Here is an 18,732-nt window from a genome sequence, read left to right as displayed (position 1 = left end):
CGCGCATAGTAGGAACGTGGGAAACAATCCCGCTTCCTACATGATCCGTATGATTTGAACGGGGCGCGTTTCCTGGACAACAGAATCCGATGAACGAAAGCGAAATCATCATTTCCCGGCGCGAGGCCGGCCGGGCTCCCGGTTCGACCGAGAGCCCCGCTCACGAGACCGGCGTCGGACGTCCGGGCGGCGGGCGGCCCTGGCTTTTCTGGATCGTCCTGATCCTGCTCGCGGCCGGCGGAGGCTGGGCCTGGCTCTATTACCACAAGCCCGAGCCTGCGGGCCAGACCGCCGCCGACAAGACGCACAAGGGCCGCGCCGATATCGGCGGCAAGCCCCCGGTCGCCGTCGCGATCGTCGCGCCCCGCGACATCCATGTGACGATCGAAGCGCTCGGCACGGTGACGCCGCTCGCCACCGTGACCGTGGTCAGCCAAATTGCGGGCTATCTTCAGGAAGTCGCCTTCAAGGAAGGCCAGCATGTCAAGAAGGGCGATTTCCTCGCCCAGATCGACCCCCGCCCCTATCAGGCGCTGAAAGCCCAATATGAGGGCCAACTCGCACGCGACCAGGGCGCGCTCGACCAGGCCCGGGCCGACATGGCGCGCTACAGTGCGCTGTTGAAGCAGAATTCGATCGCCGCCCAGACCGCGCAGAACCAGAAATTCGTCGTCGAGCAGGCAGAGGGCACGGTCCGCGCCGATCAGGCGCTGATCGCCGCCCAGGACCTCAACATCACCTACGCCCATATCGTGTCGCCGGTGACCGGGCGGATCGGGCTGCGGCTGGTGGACCCGGGCAATTACGTCCAGGCCGGCTCGACGACCGGCATTGCGGTCATCACCCAGATGCAGCCGATGTCCGTGATTTTCACGGTTTCCGAAGACGCGCTCGACAAGATTCTGCCGAAGATCCGCGACGGCGCCAAACTCGTCGCGACCGCTTATGACCGCGCCAATGTCAAGAAACTCGCGACCGGGACGGTCAGCGCGCTTGACAGCCAGATCGACACCTCGACCGGAATGGTGAAACTGCGCGCCGTTTTCGACAATAACGACGAGGCGCTCTTCCCCAATCAGTTCGTCAACGTCCGCCTGCTCGCGGCGACGCTGAAGGACGCCGTCGCCGCGCCGCTCGCCGGCATCCAGCACGGCGCGCCCGGCGATTACGCCTATGTGATCGAGAGCGGCAAGGCCACGGTCCGGGTGGTCAAGCTCGGCGCGACCGACGGGCCCTATGTCCAGATCCTGTCGGGCCTTTCGCCCGGCGACAAGGTGGTGGTGGACGGGGCCGACCGCCTGCGCGAAGGCGCCGAGGTCCGCGTCGTCAGCGACGAGTCCAAAAACGCCTCCAATAACGGCAAACCGGCTCAAAAGGCGGCGGCGCCCAGCGTCGACCCGCCCCCCGCCGCGGGGGAACGCACGCGGCGATGAACGTTTCCGAGCCTTTCATCCGCCGTCCGGTGGCGACCTCGCTGCTGATGGTCGCCATTCTGCTGTCGGGCCTGATGGGTTACCGCTTTCTGCCGCTGGCCACCCTTCCGACGGTGGATTACCCCACGATCCAGGTCCAGACCTTCTATCCCGGCGCGAGCCCTGAGGTGATGACCTCCTCGGTCACCGCGCCGCTGGAGCGCCAGCTCGGCCAGATGCCGGGCCTCGCTGAGATGACCTCGGCGAGTTCCGCCGGCGCCTCGATCATCACGCTGCAATTCGGCCTTTCGCTGTCGCTCGACGTCGCCGAACAGGAGGTCCAGGCCGCGATCAACGCCGCCAACAACCTGCTGCCGTCCGATCTTCCCGCGCCGCCGATCTATTTCAAGGTCAATCCCGCCGACGCGCCGATCCTGACCCTTTCGGTGACCTCCAAGACCCTGCCGCTCACCGAATTGGAGGATTTGAGCGAAACCCGCCTGGCCCAGAAGATTTCGCAGCAGCCGGGCGTCGGCCTCGTCAGCGTGGCGGGCGGCCAGCGGCCCGCCGTCCGCGTCCAGCTCAATCCCACGGCGCTCGCGGCCTATGGCCTGAACATCGACGACGTGCGGACCATTCTCGGCAACGCCAATGTCAATATTCCGAAGGGGAGTTTCGACGGCCCGACGCGCGCCTCGACCATCGCCGCCAACGACCAGCTCACCAGCGCCGAGGGCTATGCCGACCAGATCATCGCCTATCGCAACGGGGCGCCGGTGCGCCTCTCCGACGTCGCCAAGGTCATCAACGGCCCCGAGAACACCAAGATCGCGGCCTGGGCCGGCAAGACGCCGGCGATCATCCTCAACGTCCAGCGCCAGCCGGGCGCCAATGTCATCGCCACCGCCGATTCGGTGCGCAAGCTTCTGCCGAAGCTCCTGGCCGACCTGCCGGCGGCGGTGAATGTCGATGTAATGTCCGACCGCACCGTGACGATCCGGGCCTCGGTCGCGGACGTGAAATTCGAGATGATCGTCGCCATCGTGCTCGTCGTGCTGGTGATCTTCCTTTTCCTGCGCACCCTGCCCGCGACCCTCATTCCCAGCCTTTCGGCGCCCCTGTCGCTCGTCGGCGCCTTCGGGATCATGTATCTGCTCGGCTACAGTCTCGACAATCTGTCGCTGATGGCGCTGACCATCGCGACCGGCTTCGTCGTGGACGACGCCATCGTGATGATCGAGAACATCGCGCGCCATGTCGAGGACGGCATGGAGCCGCTTGCCGCCGCCTTGCAGGGCTCGCGGGAAATCGGCTTCACCATCATCTCGCTCACCGTCTCGCTGATCGCGGTGCTGATCCCGCTCTTGTTCATGGGCGAGGTGGTGGGGCGGCTGTTCCACGAATTCGCGGTGACCTTGGCGGTCACCATCGTCATTTCCGCCTTCGTCTCGCTCACTCTGGTGCCGATGATGTGCGCGCGGCTGATCCGCCATCGCCCGGACAATGAGCGCGGCCGCTTCGATCTCGCCGCCGAGCATGTCTTCAACCGGATCATCGCCGGCTACGCCAAAGCGCTCGACGTGGTGCTGCGCCATCAGGCGCTGACGCTGATCGTCGCCTTGGCGACGCTCGGCCTGACCGCCTGGCTCTACATTATTATCCCCAAGGGCTTCTTTCCGGTGCAGGACACCGGCGTCATCCAGGCAATTTCCGAAGGGCCGCAGGACGCCTCGTTCAGCGAAATGGCGCGCCTTCAGGGCAAGCTGGCCGATGTCCTCCTCAAGGATCGCGACGTCGATACGATCGCCTCCTTCGTCGGCGTGGACGGCTCCAATCTCACCCTCAATTCCGGCCGCTTCCTCATCAATCTCAAGCCGCAGGACCAGCGCAAGGATACGATCAGCGACGTCATCCGCCGGCTCGGCCGCGAGGCGTCCGACATCATGGGCGTCAAGCTCTATATGCAGCCCTCGCAGGACCTGACGATCGACTCCACCGTCACCCGCGCGCAATATAAATTCGTGCTGGAAAACGCCAATTCCGAGCTCTTCAAGGAATGGGCGCCCAAGCTGGTCGAGCGTCTGCGCCAGTCCCCCGAACTCGCCGACGTCAGCAGCGACATGCAGCAGCAGGGAGCGGCGCTCGATATAGTCATCGACCGCGCGACCGCCGCGCGTTTCGGCATCACCCCGGCCTCGGTGGACAATGTCCTCTATGACCTGTTCGGCCAGCGGATCATTTCGACCATCTACACCCAGTCGAACCAATATCGGGTGATTCTCGAAGGCGAGCGCTCGGTGCAGGCGTCGCTCAAGGGACTCGACAAGATCTACCTGCCGTCCAACGCCTCGACGTCCAACGGACAGGTCCCGCTCTCCGCCTTCGTCCATGTCAAAAAGCGCGCCGGCCCGCTGGTGATCACGCATCTCGGCCAGTTCCCGGCGACCACAATTTCCTTCAATCTCGCCAGGGGCGTCTCGCTCGGCGCCGGCGTCGCGGCGATCGAGCGCGCGAAAGCCGAGGTCGGCCTGCCCGATTCCTTCGTCGTCGCCTATCAGGGCGCTGCGGCGGCCTTCCAGGCCTCGCTGACCAACCAACTCCTGCTGATCGCGGCGGCGGTGGTCACGATGTATATCGTGCTCGGCGTGCTCTACGAGAGCTTCATCCATCCGATCACCATTCTCTCGACCCTGCCCTCGGCAAGCGTCGGCGCGCTCCTGACCCTGCTGCTGTTCGGCTATGAACTCGACGTCATCGCGATCATCGGCATCATCCTGCTGATCGGCATCGTCAAGAAAAACGCCATCATGATGATCGACTTCGCGCTCGAAGCCGAGCGCGTCGAAGGCCTTTCCCCCGTCGCGGCGATCCGGCAGGCGTGTCTTCTGCGCTTCCGCCCGATCCTGATGACCACCATGGCCGCCATCCTCGGCGCACTGCCCCTGATGCTCGGCAGCGGCGTCGGCTATGAATTGCGCCAGCCGCTGGGCTACGCCATCGTCGGCGGCCTCGTCGTCAGCCAGATCCTGACCCTGTTCACCACGCCGGTGATCTATCTCTATTTCGACCGCCTCGCCCGGCGCCTGCGCCGGTCAGGCGACCCCGGCCCGATGGCGGGTCCGGAGCCGGAGCCGGCGGAATGAAGCGGTTTTCGCAAGATCGCTTCGCGATCCGCGAAAACGGATCGCGCGGAAATTCCTCTCGCGGAGGGCGGATTTCCGCGCGAGTGGAATGCGCTTTCCATGGGGAAAACGCATGAATATATCCGCGCCCTTCATCCGCCGTCCGGTCGCGACGATCCTGCTGACGCTGGCGATCGCTCTGTCCGGGGCGCTGGCCTTTTTCATGCTGCCGGTGGCGCCGCTGCCCGAGGTCCAGATTCCCTTCGTCACGGTCAATGCGGCCCTGCCCGGCGCGAGCCCAGAGACCGTGGCCAACAGCGTCGCCCAGCCGCTCGAACGCCATCTCGGCCAGATCGCCGACGTGACCGAAATGACCTCGAAGTCGAGCCTCGGCCAGACCCAGATCGTCATGCAGTTCGGCCTCAGCCGCGACATCAACGGCGCGGCGCGCGACGTTCAGGCCGCGATCAACGCCGCCCGCGCCGACCTGCCGACGGCCTTGCGCCAGAACCCCACCTATCGCAAGGTCAATCCGGCCGAGGCGCCGATCCTCATTCTCAGCCTGACCTCGAAAACGCTTACGCGCGGGCAGCTTTACGACGCCGCCAGCAATGTTCTGCAGCAGCGCATTTCCCAGCTTCCGGGAATTGGCCAGGTCATCATCGGCGGCGCGGCGCTGCCGGCTGTGCGGGTCGAACTCAATCCGCAGGCCCTGTTCAAATATGGCATTGGCCTCGAGGACGTGCGCGCGGCGCTCGCCTCGGCCAACGCCAACGCGCCCAAGGGCGCGATCGAGCAGGACAAGCGGCATTTCCAGATCTACACCAACGATCAGGCCTCGCACGCCGAAGATTACAGGCCTTTGGTGATCGCCTATCGCAACGGTTCGCCGGTGCGCCTCTCCGACGTCGCCACGATTGAGGATTCGGTCGAGGATTTGCGCAACGCCGGCTTCGCCGACGGCATCCCTTCCGTGCTGGCGATCCTGTTCCCCGAACCCGGCTCCAACATCATCGAGACGGTCGATGCGGTGAAGGCGGAGCTGCCCTATCTGCAGGCCGCCCTTCAGGGCGACATCAAGCTCAAGACGGTCATCGACCGATCGAGCTCCATCCGCGCTTCGCTGCACGACACCGAAATCACTTTGCTGATCGCCGTCACGCTGGTGACCATGGTGGTCTTTCTCTTTCTCGGCAACGCCCGCGCCACCTTGGCGCCGAGCATCGCCGTGGTGGTTTCCATCGTCGGAACCTTCGGCGCGATGTATCTGCTCGGATACAGCCTCAACCTCCTGTCGCTGATGGCCCTGACCATTTCAACCGGCTTCGTCGTGGACGACGCCATCGTCGTGGTCGAGAACATCGAACGCCATATCGAAGCGGGAATGCCGGCGCGGGAGGCCGCGCTGCGCGGCGCCAAGGAGGTCGGCTTCACCGTTTTCTCCATCACCATGTCGCTGATCGCGGTCTTCACCCCGATCCTGTTCATGGGCGGGCTGATCGGGCGTTTCTTTCGCGAATTCTCGGTGACCATGGCGGTCGCAATCCTGATTTCTCTGGTCATTTCGCTGACCACCACGCCGATGCTCTGCGCCTTGTTCATGCGCAGGAGCCACGGCGTGAAGCGCCAGCATTTTCTCGAAGAGACGTTCGACCGGATTCAGCGAGCCTATGGCCGCAGCCTGTCCTGGAGCCTGCGCCATCCGCCGCTGATCATGGGCGCTCTATTCGCGACCATCGGCCTCATTTTCATTCTCCTGGGCGCCGTCCCGACCGTTTACAAAGGCGTCCAAAAGGGCCTGTTCCCGGAAGAGGACACCGGGCGCATGATGGGAACGCTGGAGGGCGACCAGAGCATTTCTTTCCAGAGCATGAAGAAGAAGCTCGCGGAAATGCTCTCGATCGTCCAAGCCGATCCGGCGGTCGAAACGGTGGTCGGCTTCACCGGCTCGGGCGCGGGACCCGGCGGCGCCACCAACAGCGCGCGCGTCTTCGCGGCGCTTAAGCCGCTGTCGCAGCGCGATGTCAGCGTCAACGAAGTGATCGCCCGGCTGCGCAAGAAGCTTTCCCATGTGCCGGGCGGACGGCTCTATTTCCAGGCTTTTTCGGACTACAAATTCACCGGCCGGCAATCGTCCTCGCAATATCAATATACGCTCTACGCCGACAACACCGCCGAACTCTATGAATGGGCGCAGAAGCTGACCGACGCCCTGATCCGGCGCGGGCGCCTCAAGGACGTCGTCTCCGACCAGAAAATCAAGGCGCTCGAAAGCGACCTCGTCATCGACCGCGACGCCGCCGCGCGCTTCGGGCTGACGGCGGCGATGATCGACAACACGCTCTACGACGCCTTCGGCCAGCGTCAGGTCTCAACGATTTTCGCGGCCATCAACCAATATCACGTCGTCATGGAGATCGACCCGCGCTACACGCAGAGCCCCTCCATGCTCGACCAGATCTATATTTCCACCGCCGGCGGCGCCGCCAACGCCGTCGCTACCTCCAACCTGCCAAGCGGGACGGTGAGCCGGCAGTCGGAAGCCGGCGCGAGCGCCTCCGCCGCCGCAGGCTCGGCGAGCCTCGATTCCGCCAGGAACTCCGCGACCAACGCCCTGGCCGCGTCGGGCAAAAGCTCGGCCTCCGCCGGCGCGGCGGTCAGCACCATCAAGGAGACGATGATCCCGCTTTCCGCGGTGAGCCATTACGAGCGCGGCAACGCCCCGCTCGCGATCAACCACGAAGGCCCCTTCGTGACGACCACGATCTCCTTCAACCTCGACCCCAAGGATTCGCTCAGCGACGCTTTCGCCGAGATTCATGCGGCCGAGGCGGAAATCCACATGCCGGTCAGCGTCCACGGCGGCGCCTCCGGCGCGGCCCTGCTCTTCGTGGGCTCGGTTTCGGCCTTTCCGCTCCTCCTCCTTACGGCCGTTCTGGCGATGTATATCGTGCTCGGCATTCTCTACGAGAGCCTGATCCATCCAATCACCATTCTCTCGACCCTGTTCTCCGCGGCCGTCGGCGCCCTTCTCAGCCTGGCGATCTTCGGCATCGAGTTCGACGTGATTTCGGGCATAGGCGTGATTCTGCTGATCGGCCTCGTCAAAAAGAACGCCATCATGATGGTGGATTTCGCGATCAATGCGAAACGCACCCGCAACGCCAGTTCACGCGATGCGATCTACGAGGCCTGCATGCTGCGCCTGCGCCCGATCCTGATGACGTCCTTCGCCGCCATGCTCGGCGCCCTGCCGCTCGCGCTCTCCTTCGGCGAAGGCGGCGAAATGCGGCGCCCGCTCGGCGTGTCGATCATCGGTGGGCTGATCGTCAGCCAGATCCTGACGCTCTATACGACGCCGGTCGTCTACCTCTATCTCGATCGTTTCAGCATTTGGTTGAAGTCGAGACGCGCCGCGTTGTTCCGAGGCCGCGAAGCGCCGGACAAGCCGGCCGCCGGAAATGTCTGACCGGCCCCCTTGCCTTCGGCAAACGCCTGCTTATTTCAATTAGTTGACTCCTGCCGACGGCGGGAGGAGCCATCGTTCGGCGCCCGGACTTCCCGCCTGCGCAGATAGACGGCGTCTATCAAGACTTTGAAAAAAATAATTTGCGCAAGTCAAAGCGCTGACGCCAGAATGAATTACGCCTGCAACAATAAGAAGCAGGATCTGGAGGAAATCATGTCTGTTCACGTCGCCTGGGACGAGAACCTCGCCCGTGAGCTGATCCACGAGCGTTCGGGGATGGAAGGGGCAATGCTGCCGATCCTCCATGCCTTGCAGAACAAGTTCGGCTATGTGGACGCCCGCGCTGTCGCTATCATCGCCAATTCCTTGAATGTTTCGCGCGCGGAAGTGTTCGGGACGATTTCCTTCTACCACGATTTCAAGCGTCAGCCGCCGATGGGCGGAACGATCAAGCTGTGCCGCGCCGAAGCCTGCCAGGCGCGCGGCGCCGAAGAACTGGCCGCCCATCTCGAAACGACTCACGGCGCCAAGATCGACGGTGGCTATCACAAAGGCGTTAGCGTCGAGACCGCTTATTGCCTCGGCAATTGCGCGCTCGGCCCCAACGCCCTGCATGACGGCGAAATCTACGGCGCGCTAGACCCGCAAAGCCTCGACGAACTCTATGCGGCGGTCGCGCGCGCGGCGGGAGCGCGGCAATGAGCACGAAAATCTATGTTCCCCGCGACGCCGCGGCCCTTTCGGTCGGCGCCAACGCCGTGGTCGACGCCATCCAGCGCGAAGCCAAAGCGCGCGGCGAGGCGGTCGAGATCGTCCGCAACGGCTCGCGCGGCATGTTCTGGCTGGAGCCCCTGGTCGAGGTCGAGACCGCGCAGGGCCGCGTCGGCTATGGCCCGGTCAAGGCGCGCGACGTCGCCTCGCTGTTCGACGCCGGAGCCTTGACGGGCGGCGACCACGCCCTGCGCGTCGGACTGATCGAGGATCTCGACTGGATGAAGCGCCAGCAGCGCCTCACCTTCGCGCGCATCGGCGTGATCGATCCTTTTTCTCTCGCCGATTATTGCGCCCATGGCGGGCTTGAGGGGTTGAAAAAGGCGCTGACCCTGGCGCCGGCGGAAGTCGTCGAACAGGTGCGCCTCTCGGGCCTGCGCGGACGCGGCGGCGCCGGCTTCCCGGCGGGCATCAAGTGGAAGACCGTCCACGACGCGCAAGCCGACCGCAAATATGTCGTCTGCAACGCGGATGAAGGCGACAGCGGCACTTTCGCCGACCGCATGGTCTTCGAGGGCGACCCCTTCATGCTCATCGAGGGCATGGCCATCGCCGCCTATGCGGTGGGCGCGACCAAGGGTTTTATCTATCTGCGTTCGGAATATCCCCACGCGGCCAATGCGATGGAGAGCGCGATCCACCTTGCCCGACAGGCCGGCTGGATCGGCAAGGACGCTTTCGGACGCGAAAAACCGTTCGATCTCGAACTGCGCATCGGCGCCGGCGCCTATATCTGCGGCGAGGAGACCTCGCTGCTTGAAAGTCTCGAAGGCAAGCGCGGCCTGGTGCGGGCAAAGCCGCCTCTGCCGGCGATTTCCGGCCTGTTCGGCAAGCCGACGCTCATCAACAATGTTCTGACGCTCGCCGCCGTGCCCTATATCCTCGCCGAGGGCGGAAAGGCCTATGGGGATTACGGCATGGGACGCTCGCGCGGAACCCTGCCCATCCAGCTCGCCGGCAATGTTTTACGCGGCGGCCTGATCGAACGCGCCTTCGGCGTCACCTTGCGCGAGATCATCGAGGATTTCGGCGGCGGCACGGCGAGCGGGCGCCCGATCCGCGCCGTTCAGGTCGGCGGCCCGCTCGGCGCCTATCTCAGCGAAAAAGAACTCGACCTGCCGCTGGATTATGAAACGCTCGCCGCCAACCGCGCTCTGCTTGGGCATGGCGGCGTTGTGGTGTTCGACGACAGTGTCGACATGGCGAAAATGGCGCGTTTCGCGTTCCATTTCTGCGCCAAGGAAAGCTGCGGCAAATGCACCCCCTGCCGCATCGGCGCGGTGCGCGGCGAAGAAATGATGACAAAGATCATCGCCGGCCGCGACGTCGAAGCCAATATCGCCCTTGTTCGCGATCTCTGCGAGGTCATGACCGACGGTTCGCTGTGCGCCCATGGCGGTCTGACCCCGATGCCCGTCTTGTCCGCGATCGACCGCTTCCCGGAGGACTTCGTCCCCGCCGAGCGCAAGACCGCCGCCGAATAGGAGCTCACGATGAGCCTCATCCAGGAAATCGATTACGGCACGCCAATCCGCGTCGCCGAGGAAAAGATCACCCTCACCATCGACGGCGAACAGGTGACCGTGCCGGTCGGAACGTCGGTGATGGCCGCCGCCATGTCGCGCGGCGTGAAAATTCCCAAACTCTGCGCCACCGACAATCTGGAGCCCTTCGGCTCCTGCCGTCTGTGCCTGGTGGAGATTGAAGGCCGGCGCGGCACGCCCGCCTCCTGCACCACGCCGGCGGAAGCGGGCATGGTGGTCCGCACCCAGACCGAGCGCCTGGCAAGACTGCGCCGCGGCGTAATGGAGCTTTATGTTTCCGATTACCCGCGCGACGTCCTGATCTCCCCCGATGGCGGCGGCGAATTTCGCGACGCCGCCGCCGAAGTCGGCTTGCGCAAGATGCGCTACGGCTTTGACGGCGAAAACCATCTCGACGACGCCAAGGACGAGTCCAATCCCTATTTCGTCTATGATCCCGCCAAATGCATCGTCTGCAGCCGCTGCGTCCGCGCCTGCGAGGAGGTGCAGGGCACATTCGCCCTGACCGTCGAGGGACGCGGCTTCGAATCGCGCATAAAACCCGGACCGACGGATTTCGTCAATTCCGAATGCGTGTCCTGCGGCGCCTGTGTGCAGGCCTGCCCGACCGGGTCGCTGATCGAGAAAAGCGTGGTCGAATACGGCATGCCGGAACATTCGGTCGTCACCACCTGCGCCTATTGCGGCGTCGGTTGCTCCTTCAAGGCGGAAATGCGCGGCGACAAGCTGATCCGCATGATGCCCTATAAGGCCGGGCAGGCCAATGAGGGCCATTCCTGCGTCAAGGGCCGCTTCGCCTATGGCTACGCCACGCACAAGGACCGCATGCTCAAGCCGATGGTCCGCGAGAAGATCACCGACCCCTGGCGCGAGGTGAGCTGGGAGGAGGCGATATCCCATGCCGCCGCCGAGTTCAAACGCATCCAAGCGAAATATGGCCGCGAGTCGATCGGCGCCATCACCTCGTCGCGCTGCACGAATGAGGAAGTCTTCGTCCTGCAGAAGATGGTGCGCGCCGCCTTCCGCAACAACAATGTGGACACCTGCGCCCGCGTCTGCCATTCGCCGACCGGCTATGGCCTCAAGACCACGCTCGGCACCTCGGCCGGCACCCAGGATTTCAAGTCCGTCGATGACGCCGACGTCATTTTCGTCATCGGCGCCAATCCGACCGACGGCCACCCGGTCTTCGCCTCGCGCATGAAGAAGCGCCTGCGCGCAGGCGCCCGGCTGATCGTCGCTGACCCCCGCGCCATCGACCTTGTTCGCACCCCCCATGTGCAGGCCGATTATTATCTTCCGCTCAAGCCGGGGACCAATGTCGCCCTGCTCGATTCGATTGCCCATGTCATCGTCACCGAGGGGCTGGTGCGCGAGGATTATGTCCGTGCGCGCTGCGACCTCGACGAATTCGAATCCTGGGCGCGCTTTGTCGCCTTGCCGGAAAATTCGCCGGAGGAAATGGAGCAATATACCGGCGTTCCGGCCAAGGACGTGCGCGCCGCGGCCCGGCTCTACGCCAGCGTCAAGAATGCGGCGATCTATTACGGGCTCGGCGTCACCGAGCACAGCCAGGGCTCGACGACCGTCATGGCCTTGGCCAATCTCGCGATGGCCACCGGCAATATCGGCCATGTCGGCGCCGGCGTGAACCCGTTGCGCGGCCAGAACAATGTCCAGGGCTCCTGCGACATGGGCTCCTTCCCCCATGAATTCCCAGGCTATCGCCATGTATCGGAGGACGCGACCCGCGAGACCTTCCAGGCCCTGTGGGGCGTCACGCTCGACGACGAGCCCGGCCTGCGCATCCCCAACATGATCGACGAGGCGAGGGAGGGGAATTACAAGGGCCTGTTCGTGCAGGGCGAGGACATCGCCCAGTCCGACCCCAACACCCAGCACATCACATCGGGCCTCGCGGCGATGGAATGCGTGATCGTCCAGGACCTGTTCCTGAACGAAACCGCGAAATACGCCCATATCTTCCTGCCGGGTTGCTCCTTCCTCGAAAAGGACGGCACCTTCACCAACGCCGAGCGCCGCATCAACCGCGTCCGCAAGGTGATGGCGCCGCTGTGCGGCAAGGACGAATGGCGCGTCGCCTGCGAACTCGCCCAGGCCATGGGCTATGACATGAACTACAGCCACCCGTCCGAGATCATGGACGAGGTCGCGGCCCTGACCCCGACCTTCGCCGGCGTGAGCTACAGGAAGCTCGACGAACTCGGCTCGGTGCAATGGCCGTGCAACGACAAGGCGCCGCAGGGCACGCCGCTCATGCATGTGGACCGCTTCGTCGGCGGCAAGGGTCACTTCATGCTGACCGAATATGTGCCGACCCGCGAGCGCAGCGGCCCCCGCTTCCCGCTCATCCTCACCACCGGGCGGATATTGTCGCAATATAATGTCGGCGCCCAGACGCGGCGGACCGAGAACAGCTTCTGGCACAAGGAGGACGAACTCGAGATCCACCCCTTCGACGCCGAACAGCGCGGCGTGATGGACGGCGATCTGGTGTCGCTGGCCAGCCGCGCCGGCGAGACCGCGCTGCGGGCGAGAATTTCGCCGCGCATGCAGCCGGGTGTCGTCTATACGACCTTCCACTATCCCGGTTCGGGCGCCAATGTGGTGACCACCGACAATTCCGACTGGGCGACCAATTGCCCGGAATACAAGGTCACCGCGGTCGAGGTGCGGCGCGTCAACTCGCTGTCCTCCTGGCAGGAGCGTAACGCCGAAGAAGACGTGACCATGCGGAAAGTTCTGGAGGCGGCGCCGGATGCCGCCGAATGACCGCCTTCCCGCATCGCGCCTGACCGAGGCGCTGCGGATCGACGCCGCGAGCGGGATCCCAATCCCCTCGCGGCGCGCGATCGCGAACGAAGTCCCGGTGAGTTTCATCTATGGCGACGCGCCCTATGCGGTGATGATGGCGAGTCCGGGGGACGCTGAGGATTTCGCCTATGGCTTCAGCCTGACCGAGGGGATCGTCCGCTCCGCGAGCGAGATTCGCTCGGTGCGGGCCGCGCCGCAGGAAAAAGGCCTCGAACTTCATATCGAACTGGCGCCCGGGCGGTTCCGGGAGCATCTCGCGCGGCGCCGCGCCCTCACGGGACGCACCTCCTGCGGCCTGTGTGGGGTGGAGACGGTCGAGCAATTGCCTCAGGCCGAGAGGCTCGGCTCCGCCCCGCCCGTGGCGCCGCGCGCGATCTTCGCGGCGCTGGCCAATCTCGACCGCAACCAGCAGCTCAACGCCTTGACCCACGCCGTCCATGGCGCCGCCTTCTGCACGCGCGACGGCGCCATCCGGGCGCTCCGCGAGGACGTCGGCCGCCACAACGCCCTCGACAAGCTCATCGGCGCCCTGATCCGCGAGGGCGTGTCGCCGCGCGAGGGCTTCGTTGTCGTCACCAGCCGCGCCTCGTTCGAAATGGTCGAGAAGACGGCGATATTCGGCGCGCCCGCGCTCGTCGCCATTTCGGCGCCGACGTCGCTGGCTATCGAGCGGGCCCAGGCTTTGGGCCTGTCCCTCGCGGCCATTGCGCGAGCCGACAGCATGATGGTTTTTTCCGGCGCCCTTGCCGCCGACCAAGCAGCCGGACCGGAGGCCGCCGCTTCATGAACCAGGACACGCACACCTTCGCCCACGACGAAAACCAGGCCAGGCTGATTCGCATGGCCAAGGAAATCGCCGACTATTTCCGCGTCTATCCCGAGGAAAAAGCGGTCGAGTCCATCGCGAGCCACATCAACCATTTCTGGACGCCGAAAATGCGCGAGGATTTCCTCGCCGCCGCCTCCGAGCCGGGGCAGGCCCTGCCGCCTCTGGTGGCGGCGGCGCGGGAAAAGATCGCGCGAAAGAAAGCGAAATAGCGCTTTGCTGCCGAATTAACGTTGCGCCAACACAAGCTGCAATCAGCAGGCAACGTCGAAAGGGGAGGAATATATGGCAAGCGCTGCAGGTGTGTCCGCGCCCTCGGCTCCGGGCTGGCTCGACCGTCAGGCGACGGTCGCGAGACCGGGATTCAACCGCTGGCTGGTTCCACCGGCGGCTTTGGCGATCCATTTGTGCATCGGCATGGCCTATGGCTTTTCGGTGTTCTGGCTGCCGATGAGCCGGATGCTGTCAAATACGGACGCCGCCGCCTGCGCCAATATCGGCTTTTTCGGCATGCTCTTCACAAGGTCCTGCAACTGGACCGTGCCGATGGTTACGCCGACCTTCGAGATTTTCATCGCCATGCTCGGCGTCTCGGCGGCCTTGTTCGGCGGCTGGCTCGAACATGCCGGGCCGCGCAAGGCCGCTTTCATCGCAGCCTTGTGTTGGGGCGGCGGGCTGGTCATCGGCGGCTTTGGCGTGATGGTCCACCAGCTCTGGCTGCTGTGGCTCGGCTGCGGCGTGATCGGCGGCGTCGGCCAGGGGCTTGGTTATATTTCCCCGGTCTCGACCCTGATCAAATGGTTCCCCGACCGGCGCGGCATGGCGACCGGCATGGCCATCATGGGCTATGGCGGCGGCGCGATGATCGGCGCCCCGATCGCGGTGGCGCTGATGAAACATTTCAGCGCCTCCGGCGCGACCGAAGCTGTCGCCTGGACGCTGATGGCGATGGGCGTCCTTTATTTTCTGGCCATGTCGGCGGGCGCCTTCGGCTTCCGCGTCGCTCCCACGGGGTGGAAACCCGAGGGCTGGACGCCGCCGCCCAAGGCCGCCAAATCGATGATCTCGCACAAGGACGTGCATCTCAACGAGGCGTGGAAGACGCCGCAGTTCTGGCTGGTCTGGGCGGTGCTGTGCCTGAACGTGACCGCCGGCATCGGCGTCATTTCCATGGCTAGCCCGATGCTGCAGGACATTTTCGGGGGCAGGCTGATCGGCGGCGGCGGCGCAGCCGGTCTCACCGCGGCCCAGAAGGCGGGCGTCGTCGCGGCGGCAGCCGGCCTCGTCGGGCTCATCAGCCTGTTCAACTCCCTCGGCCGCTTCTTCTGGGCGTCGATTTCCGATCACATCGGCCGGAAGACAACCTATTCCGTGTTCTTCATCCTCGGCATGGGCCTCTATTACGTGCTGCCGATCCTCGGACATCATGGCGCGGCCGGCCTGTTCGTCGCCACGATCTGCATCATCCTCACTATGTATGGCGGCGGTTTCTCCACCGTGCCCGCCTATCTGGCCGACCTGTTCGGCACCCAGATGGTCGGCGCGATCCACGGGCGCATCCTCACCGCCTGGTCGGTGGCGGGAATCGTCGGCCCCGCGCTGATCGCCCAATTGCGACAGCAGCAGATCAACGCCGGCGTGCCCCACAATCTGGTCTACGACGGCACCCTGCATATCCTCGTCGGCATGCTTCTGGTTGGCCTGGTCTGCAACCTGCTGATCTTCCCGGTCGCGGACAAGCACCACATGACGGACGAGGAGGTTCTGCGCGAACGTTCGCTCCAGCATGAGGACGTCATCAAGGGCGACGCGGAACACGCCGGTCATGGCAAGTTCGGGTTCAACGGCGTCCTGGCGTGGGTGGCCGTCGGCATACCCTTCCTGATCGGCGTCTATTTCGCGCTGAGCAAGGCCTCGGCCTTGTTCTGAAGCTCTCCGGCCGGCTCGAATCCTCCCCATCGGGCCGGCCGTTTTTTGTCGTTCGACCATGCAGTTTAGAAAACGTCTAACAAGGGCCAATTTGCTTCCGTAAGACTCGCAACGCCTGTTTACTGACGCCATTGAAACCAGCGGCGAGCGCGACATGATCCTTTGCTCCTGCAATATGATAACGGACCAGGACGTGCGGATGAGCGTTAAGCCTTGCGGCGCTTCCGCCGAGCGAGCGCGCGACGTGTTCCGCGCCCAGGGCCGCCTGCCCAAATGCGGCCGCTGCGTGCGCAACATTCAGGCCCTATGCGACCGCGAGGCCTCCGCCAAAGTGGCAGGCCGCGCCCGCGCCAATCCGACCTTGGCTATTGCCGCGGAATGACTTTATCATGATAGTCCCGGGAGCGGCTCGCTCCATGGACGCTAAGGAGAACGGACATGCGCGGCGACGCTACGGTGCTTGAATATCTCAACAAGGCCCTGCGCAGCGAACTGACCGCGATCAACCAATATTGGTTGCACTACCGCATCCTCGACAATTGGGGCTACAAGGACCTCGCCAAGAAATGGCGCAAGGAATCCATCGAGGAAATGGAGCACGCCGACAAGGTGACCGCGCGAATCCTGTTCCTGGAAGGCTTTCCCAACATGCAGGAGCTGAACGGCCTGCGCATCGGCGAGAACATCAAGGAAATCATCGAGGCCGATCTCGCAGCTGAAATGGAGGCCCGCGCGCTCTATCTCGAAGCCGCGGCCTATTGTCTCTCGGTCAACGACCGCGTGACCCAGAACCAGTTCGAGGATCTGGCCCATGACGAGGAGGATCATATCGACTTCCTCGAAACTCAACTCGAACTGATCAAACAGATCGGCGTCGAGCTCTACGCCCAGAAGCACATCGGCGAATTGTCGTCATAACCACCTGCGGCCCGCGCCCTATTCGGCGCGCGCCTCAATCCGTGCGCTCGGCCTTCAGGTCGAAATCGACGCCGACCTTGAGGGCGACCCATTCGTCGCTCGTCCATTGCCCCTGCCCCACGCCGAAAAGGTCGCGGTTCAAATCGAGATGGCCCTTCGCCTCCGCCTTCCGCCCGTCGATAGCCAGGGTGAAGGGCAGATGGATTTCCTTGGTCACGCCGCGCAAAGTCAGGCCCCCCACCGCCTCATAACCCGCGGCGGTGCGGGTCACCTGATGCGACTCGAACCGCGCCTGCGGAAAAGCAGCGGCGTCGAACCAATCCTTGGCCGGGAGCGCCGTATCGCGCTGCAGGTCGCCGGTGGCGGCGCTGGCGACATCCACCGCCACGACAATGCTGGCTTCGGCAAGCTTGTCCGGGTCAAGCGAGATTTTTGCGTCGAACTGGCCGAAATGGCCGGTAAATTTCTCGCCGGCCTGCGAGCCGGTGAAGGTCAGGGCGCTTCCCGGCAGGACTTTCCACGAAGCCGCCTGCGCCGCCGAGGCTGACGCCAGAAGAATGGCAAGAACGGCCGCCCCCCTCACTTCGCGCTCCCCCCGGCCTTGCCGCCGAACAGGCTCATGCGCGACAGCGGCGCGTCGCCCTTGACCGCATGACGCAGGGCGGCGCCGATGTGAACGGCCAGCACCGCGATCAGCACATAGGCGCCATATTTGTGGAACGCCTCCATAACCTCATGAATCGCCGCCTTGTCGGCCGAATCGGCCAGAAACGGCATGGGCGGCCAGACGACCAGTCCGAACAGCACGGTCGGTATGTTGAACCGCGAGGTGGTGACGAGCGCCCAGCCGCTCAAAGGCAGCGCCAGCATGAAGAAATAGAGCGCCGCATGACCGGCATGGGCGGCCTTGCGTTCCAGCGCCGGCAGGACGGAAGGCAGCGCCGGCGGAGCTTGGACCAGCCGCCACGCCAGCCGGACGATCACCAGAAGAAGGATGAGAATTCCGATGGATTTGTGGAGCTGAAAGAGCTGAACCACCTGCGCCTTGGGGATATTCCCATGTTTCATGGTCAGCCCGATGCCGATCAGGGCGAAAATCCCGAGCGCCATCGCCCAATGCAGGACGACGGCGACCGCGCTGTAACGTTCGGGCGACGGCTTGGTCATATCAGGGCTTCAGTTCGAAGGCGCCGTGGATGGTCAGATGGACTGTGTCGCCGATCATCGGCGCATAGGCCGACACGCCGAATTCGGTGCGCTTCAACGCGCCCTCGGCCTCGAAACCCACAGTATAGGCCTTGTCGATCGGGTTGACGCCCACGCCAACCAGATGCGCCTTGAGGGTGAATGGCTTGGTCACGCCGTGAAAAGTGAGATTGCCCTCAATGGTCGCCTGATTGGCCCCGGTCGGGATCACCTTGGTCGAGACGAAACGCGCCTTGGGATATTTGCCGGAGTCGAGCCAATTCTCGCCCCTCAGCTCGTCGGTGAGTTTCTGGACCGGGGTCAGGATTGTCCCGGTATCCAGCGAAACCTCCAGTTTCGAATTGGCGGGATGGGCGGGATCGAGCTTCAGCGAGCCGGAGGCGCCGGTGATCACGCCGGAAAAATTCGACAGACCGAAATGCGAAACCGTGAACAGAGCCTGGGTATGGTAGGGTTCGGCGCTGTACACGCCGGCCTTGACGTTCTTGCCCTCGGTCACGCGCGACTGGGCGAAAGCGGCCACGCCGGCGCCGGCGAAAAGGACCGCGCCAAGGCCCGCGGCAATAATGCTTTTCATGAACAGTTCCTTTCTGCGAGATGACGGGTCCGGCGGCGCGGACCTGCGAAGCTGCGCCCAATCTGGGGCCGTATGCCTCTGGCGTCCGGCCGTTGGTTTGTGATATTTTCCATCTGAATTTCA

The 18,732-nt window shown here is 64.2% G+C and carries 14 protein-coding genes; 11 read left to right on the top strand and 3 right to left on the bottom strand.

Features of this window, described 5'->3' with window-relative positions; all coding sequences use genetic code 11:
• Positions 1-89 precede the first annotated feature (89 nt).
• The 11 genes from K2U94_RS10720 (at position 90) to bfr (ending at position 16,826) form a co-directional block, all read left to right on the top strand.
• Positions 90-1,433 (top strand): efflux RND transporter periplasmic adaptor subunit, encoded by a 1,344-nt coding sequence (locus K2U94_RS10720; protein ID WP_243067204.1) that lies wholly within the window; start codon positions 90-92, stop codon positions 1,431-1,433.
• A complete protein-coding gene (locus K2U94_RS10715; protein WP_243067203.1) occupies positions 1,430-4,555 on the top strand; it encodes a multidrug efflux RND transporter permease subunit in 3,126 nt (1,041 codons plus the stop codon). The genes K2U94_RS10720 and K2U94_RS10715 overlap by 4 nt, the downstream gene beginning before the upstream one ends.
• Before the next feature lie 112 nt (positions 4,556-4,667).
• Positions 4,668-8,003 (top strand): efflux RND transporter permease subunit, encoded by a 3,336-nt coding sequence (locus tag K2U94_RS10710; protein ID WP_243067202.1) that lies wholly within the window; start codon positions 4,668-4,670, stop codon positions 8,001-8,003.
• Positions 8,004-8,216: 213 nt separating this feature from the next.
• Positions 8,217-8,705: an NAD(P)H-dependent oxidoreductase subunit E gene (locus K2U94_RS10705; protein ID WP_243067201.1), complete on the top strand. Its 489-nt coding sequence runs from the start codon at positions 8,217-8,219 to the stop codon at positions 8,703-8,705.
• Positions 8,702-10,258: a formate dehydrogenase beta subunit gene (locus tag K2U94_RS10700; protein ID WP_243067200.1), complete on the top strand. Its 1,557-nt coding sequence runs from the start codon at positions 8,702-8,704 to the stop codon at positions 10,256-10,258. Before K2U94_RS10705 ends, K2U94_RS10700 begins: the two co-directional genes overlap by 4 nt.
• A 9-nt stretch (positions 10,259-10,267) precedes the next feature.
• A complete protein-coding gene (gene fdhF / locus K2U94_RS10695) occupies positions 10,268-13,111 on the top strand; it encodes a formate dehydrogenase subunit alpha (RefSeq protein ID WP_243067199.1) in 2,844 nt (947 codons plus the stop codon).
• Positions 13,098-13,940 carry a formate dehydrogenase accessory sulfurtransferase FdhD gene (gene fdhD, locus K2U94_RS10690; RefSeq protein ID WP_243067198.1) on the top strand — a complete coding sequence of 281 codons (843 nt, stop codon included), beginning with the start codon at positions 13,098-13,100 and terminating at the stop codon, positions 13,938-13,940. Before fdhF ends, fdhD begins: the two co-directional genes overlap by 14 nt.
• Entirely contained in the window at positions 13,937-14,191 is a 255-nt protein-coding gene (locus K2U94_RS10685) for a formate dehydrogenase subunit delta (protein WP_243067197.1), read from the top strand. The genes fdhD and K2U94_RS10685 overlap by 4 nt, the downstream gene beginning before the upstream one ends.
• Before the next feature lie 73 nt (positions 14,192-14,264).
• Positions 14,265-15,908: an OFA family MFS transporter gene (locus tag K2U94_RS10680; protein WP_243067196.1), complete on the top strand. Its 1,644-nt coding sequence runs from the start codon at positions 14,265-14,267 to the stop codon at positions 15,906-15,908.
• Positions 15,909-16,107: 199 nt separating this feature from the next.
• Positions 16,108-16,290 (top strand): hypothetical protein, encoded by a 183-nt coding sequence (locus tag K2U94_RS10675; RefSeq protein WP_243067195.1) that lies wholly within the window; start codon positions 16,108-16,110, stop codon positions 16,288-16,290.
• Between the two features lie 56 nt (positions 16,291-16,346).
• Positions 16,347-16,826 (top strand): bacterioferritin, encoded by a 480-nt coding sequence (gene bfr, locus K2U94_RS10670; RefSeq protein ID WP_243067194.1) that lies wholly within the window; start codon positions 16,347-16,349, stop codon positions 16,824-16,826.
• A gap of 34 nt (positions 16,827-16,860) precedes the next feature.
• Here bfr and K2U94_RS10665 read toward each other — a convergent pair whose 3' ends face one another.
• From K2U94_RS10665 to K2U94_RS10655, 3 genes are read right to left on the bottom strand one after another with little or no spacing between them, the layout of a single operon-like run.
• A complete protein-coding gene (locus K2U94_RS10665; RefSeq protein WP_243067193.1) occupies positions 16,861-17,409 on the bottom strand; it encodes a YceI family protein in 549 nt (182 codons plus the stop codon).
• The gene (locus K2U94_RS10660; RefSeq protein ID WP_243067192.1) at positions 17,406-17,993 is read right to left on the bottom strand and encodes a cytochrome b; all 588 of its coding nucleotides are present in this window, start codon (positions 17,991-17,993) and stop codon (positions 17,406-17,408) included. Before K2U94_RS10660 ends, K2U94_RS10665 begins: the two co-directional genes overlap by 4 nt.
• 1 nt (position 17,994) lies before the next feature.
• Positions 17,995-18,609: a YceI family protein gene (locus K2U94_RS10655; protein ID WP_243067191.1), complete on the bottom strand. Its 615-nt coding sequence runs from the start codon at positions 18,607-18,609 to the stop codon at positions 17,995-17,997.
• Between the last annotated feature and the right edge of the window lie 123 nt (positions 18,610-18,732).

It is taken from the genome of Candidatus Rhodoblastus alkanivorans (genome assembly GCF_022760755.1).
Lineage (GTDB): Bacteria > Pseudomonadota > Alphaproteobacteria > Rhizobiales > Beijerinckiaceae > Rhodoblastus > Rhodoblastus alkanivorans.
The sequence above is the reverse complement of the archived record's forward strand: the minus strand, read 5'-3'. Positions and strand labels throughout refer to the sequence as shown.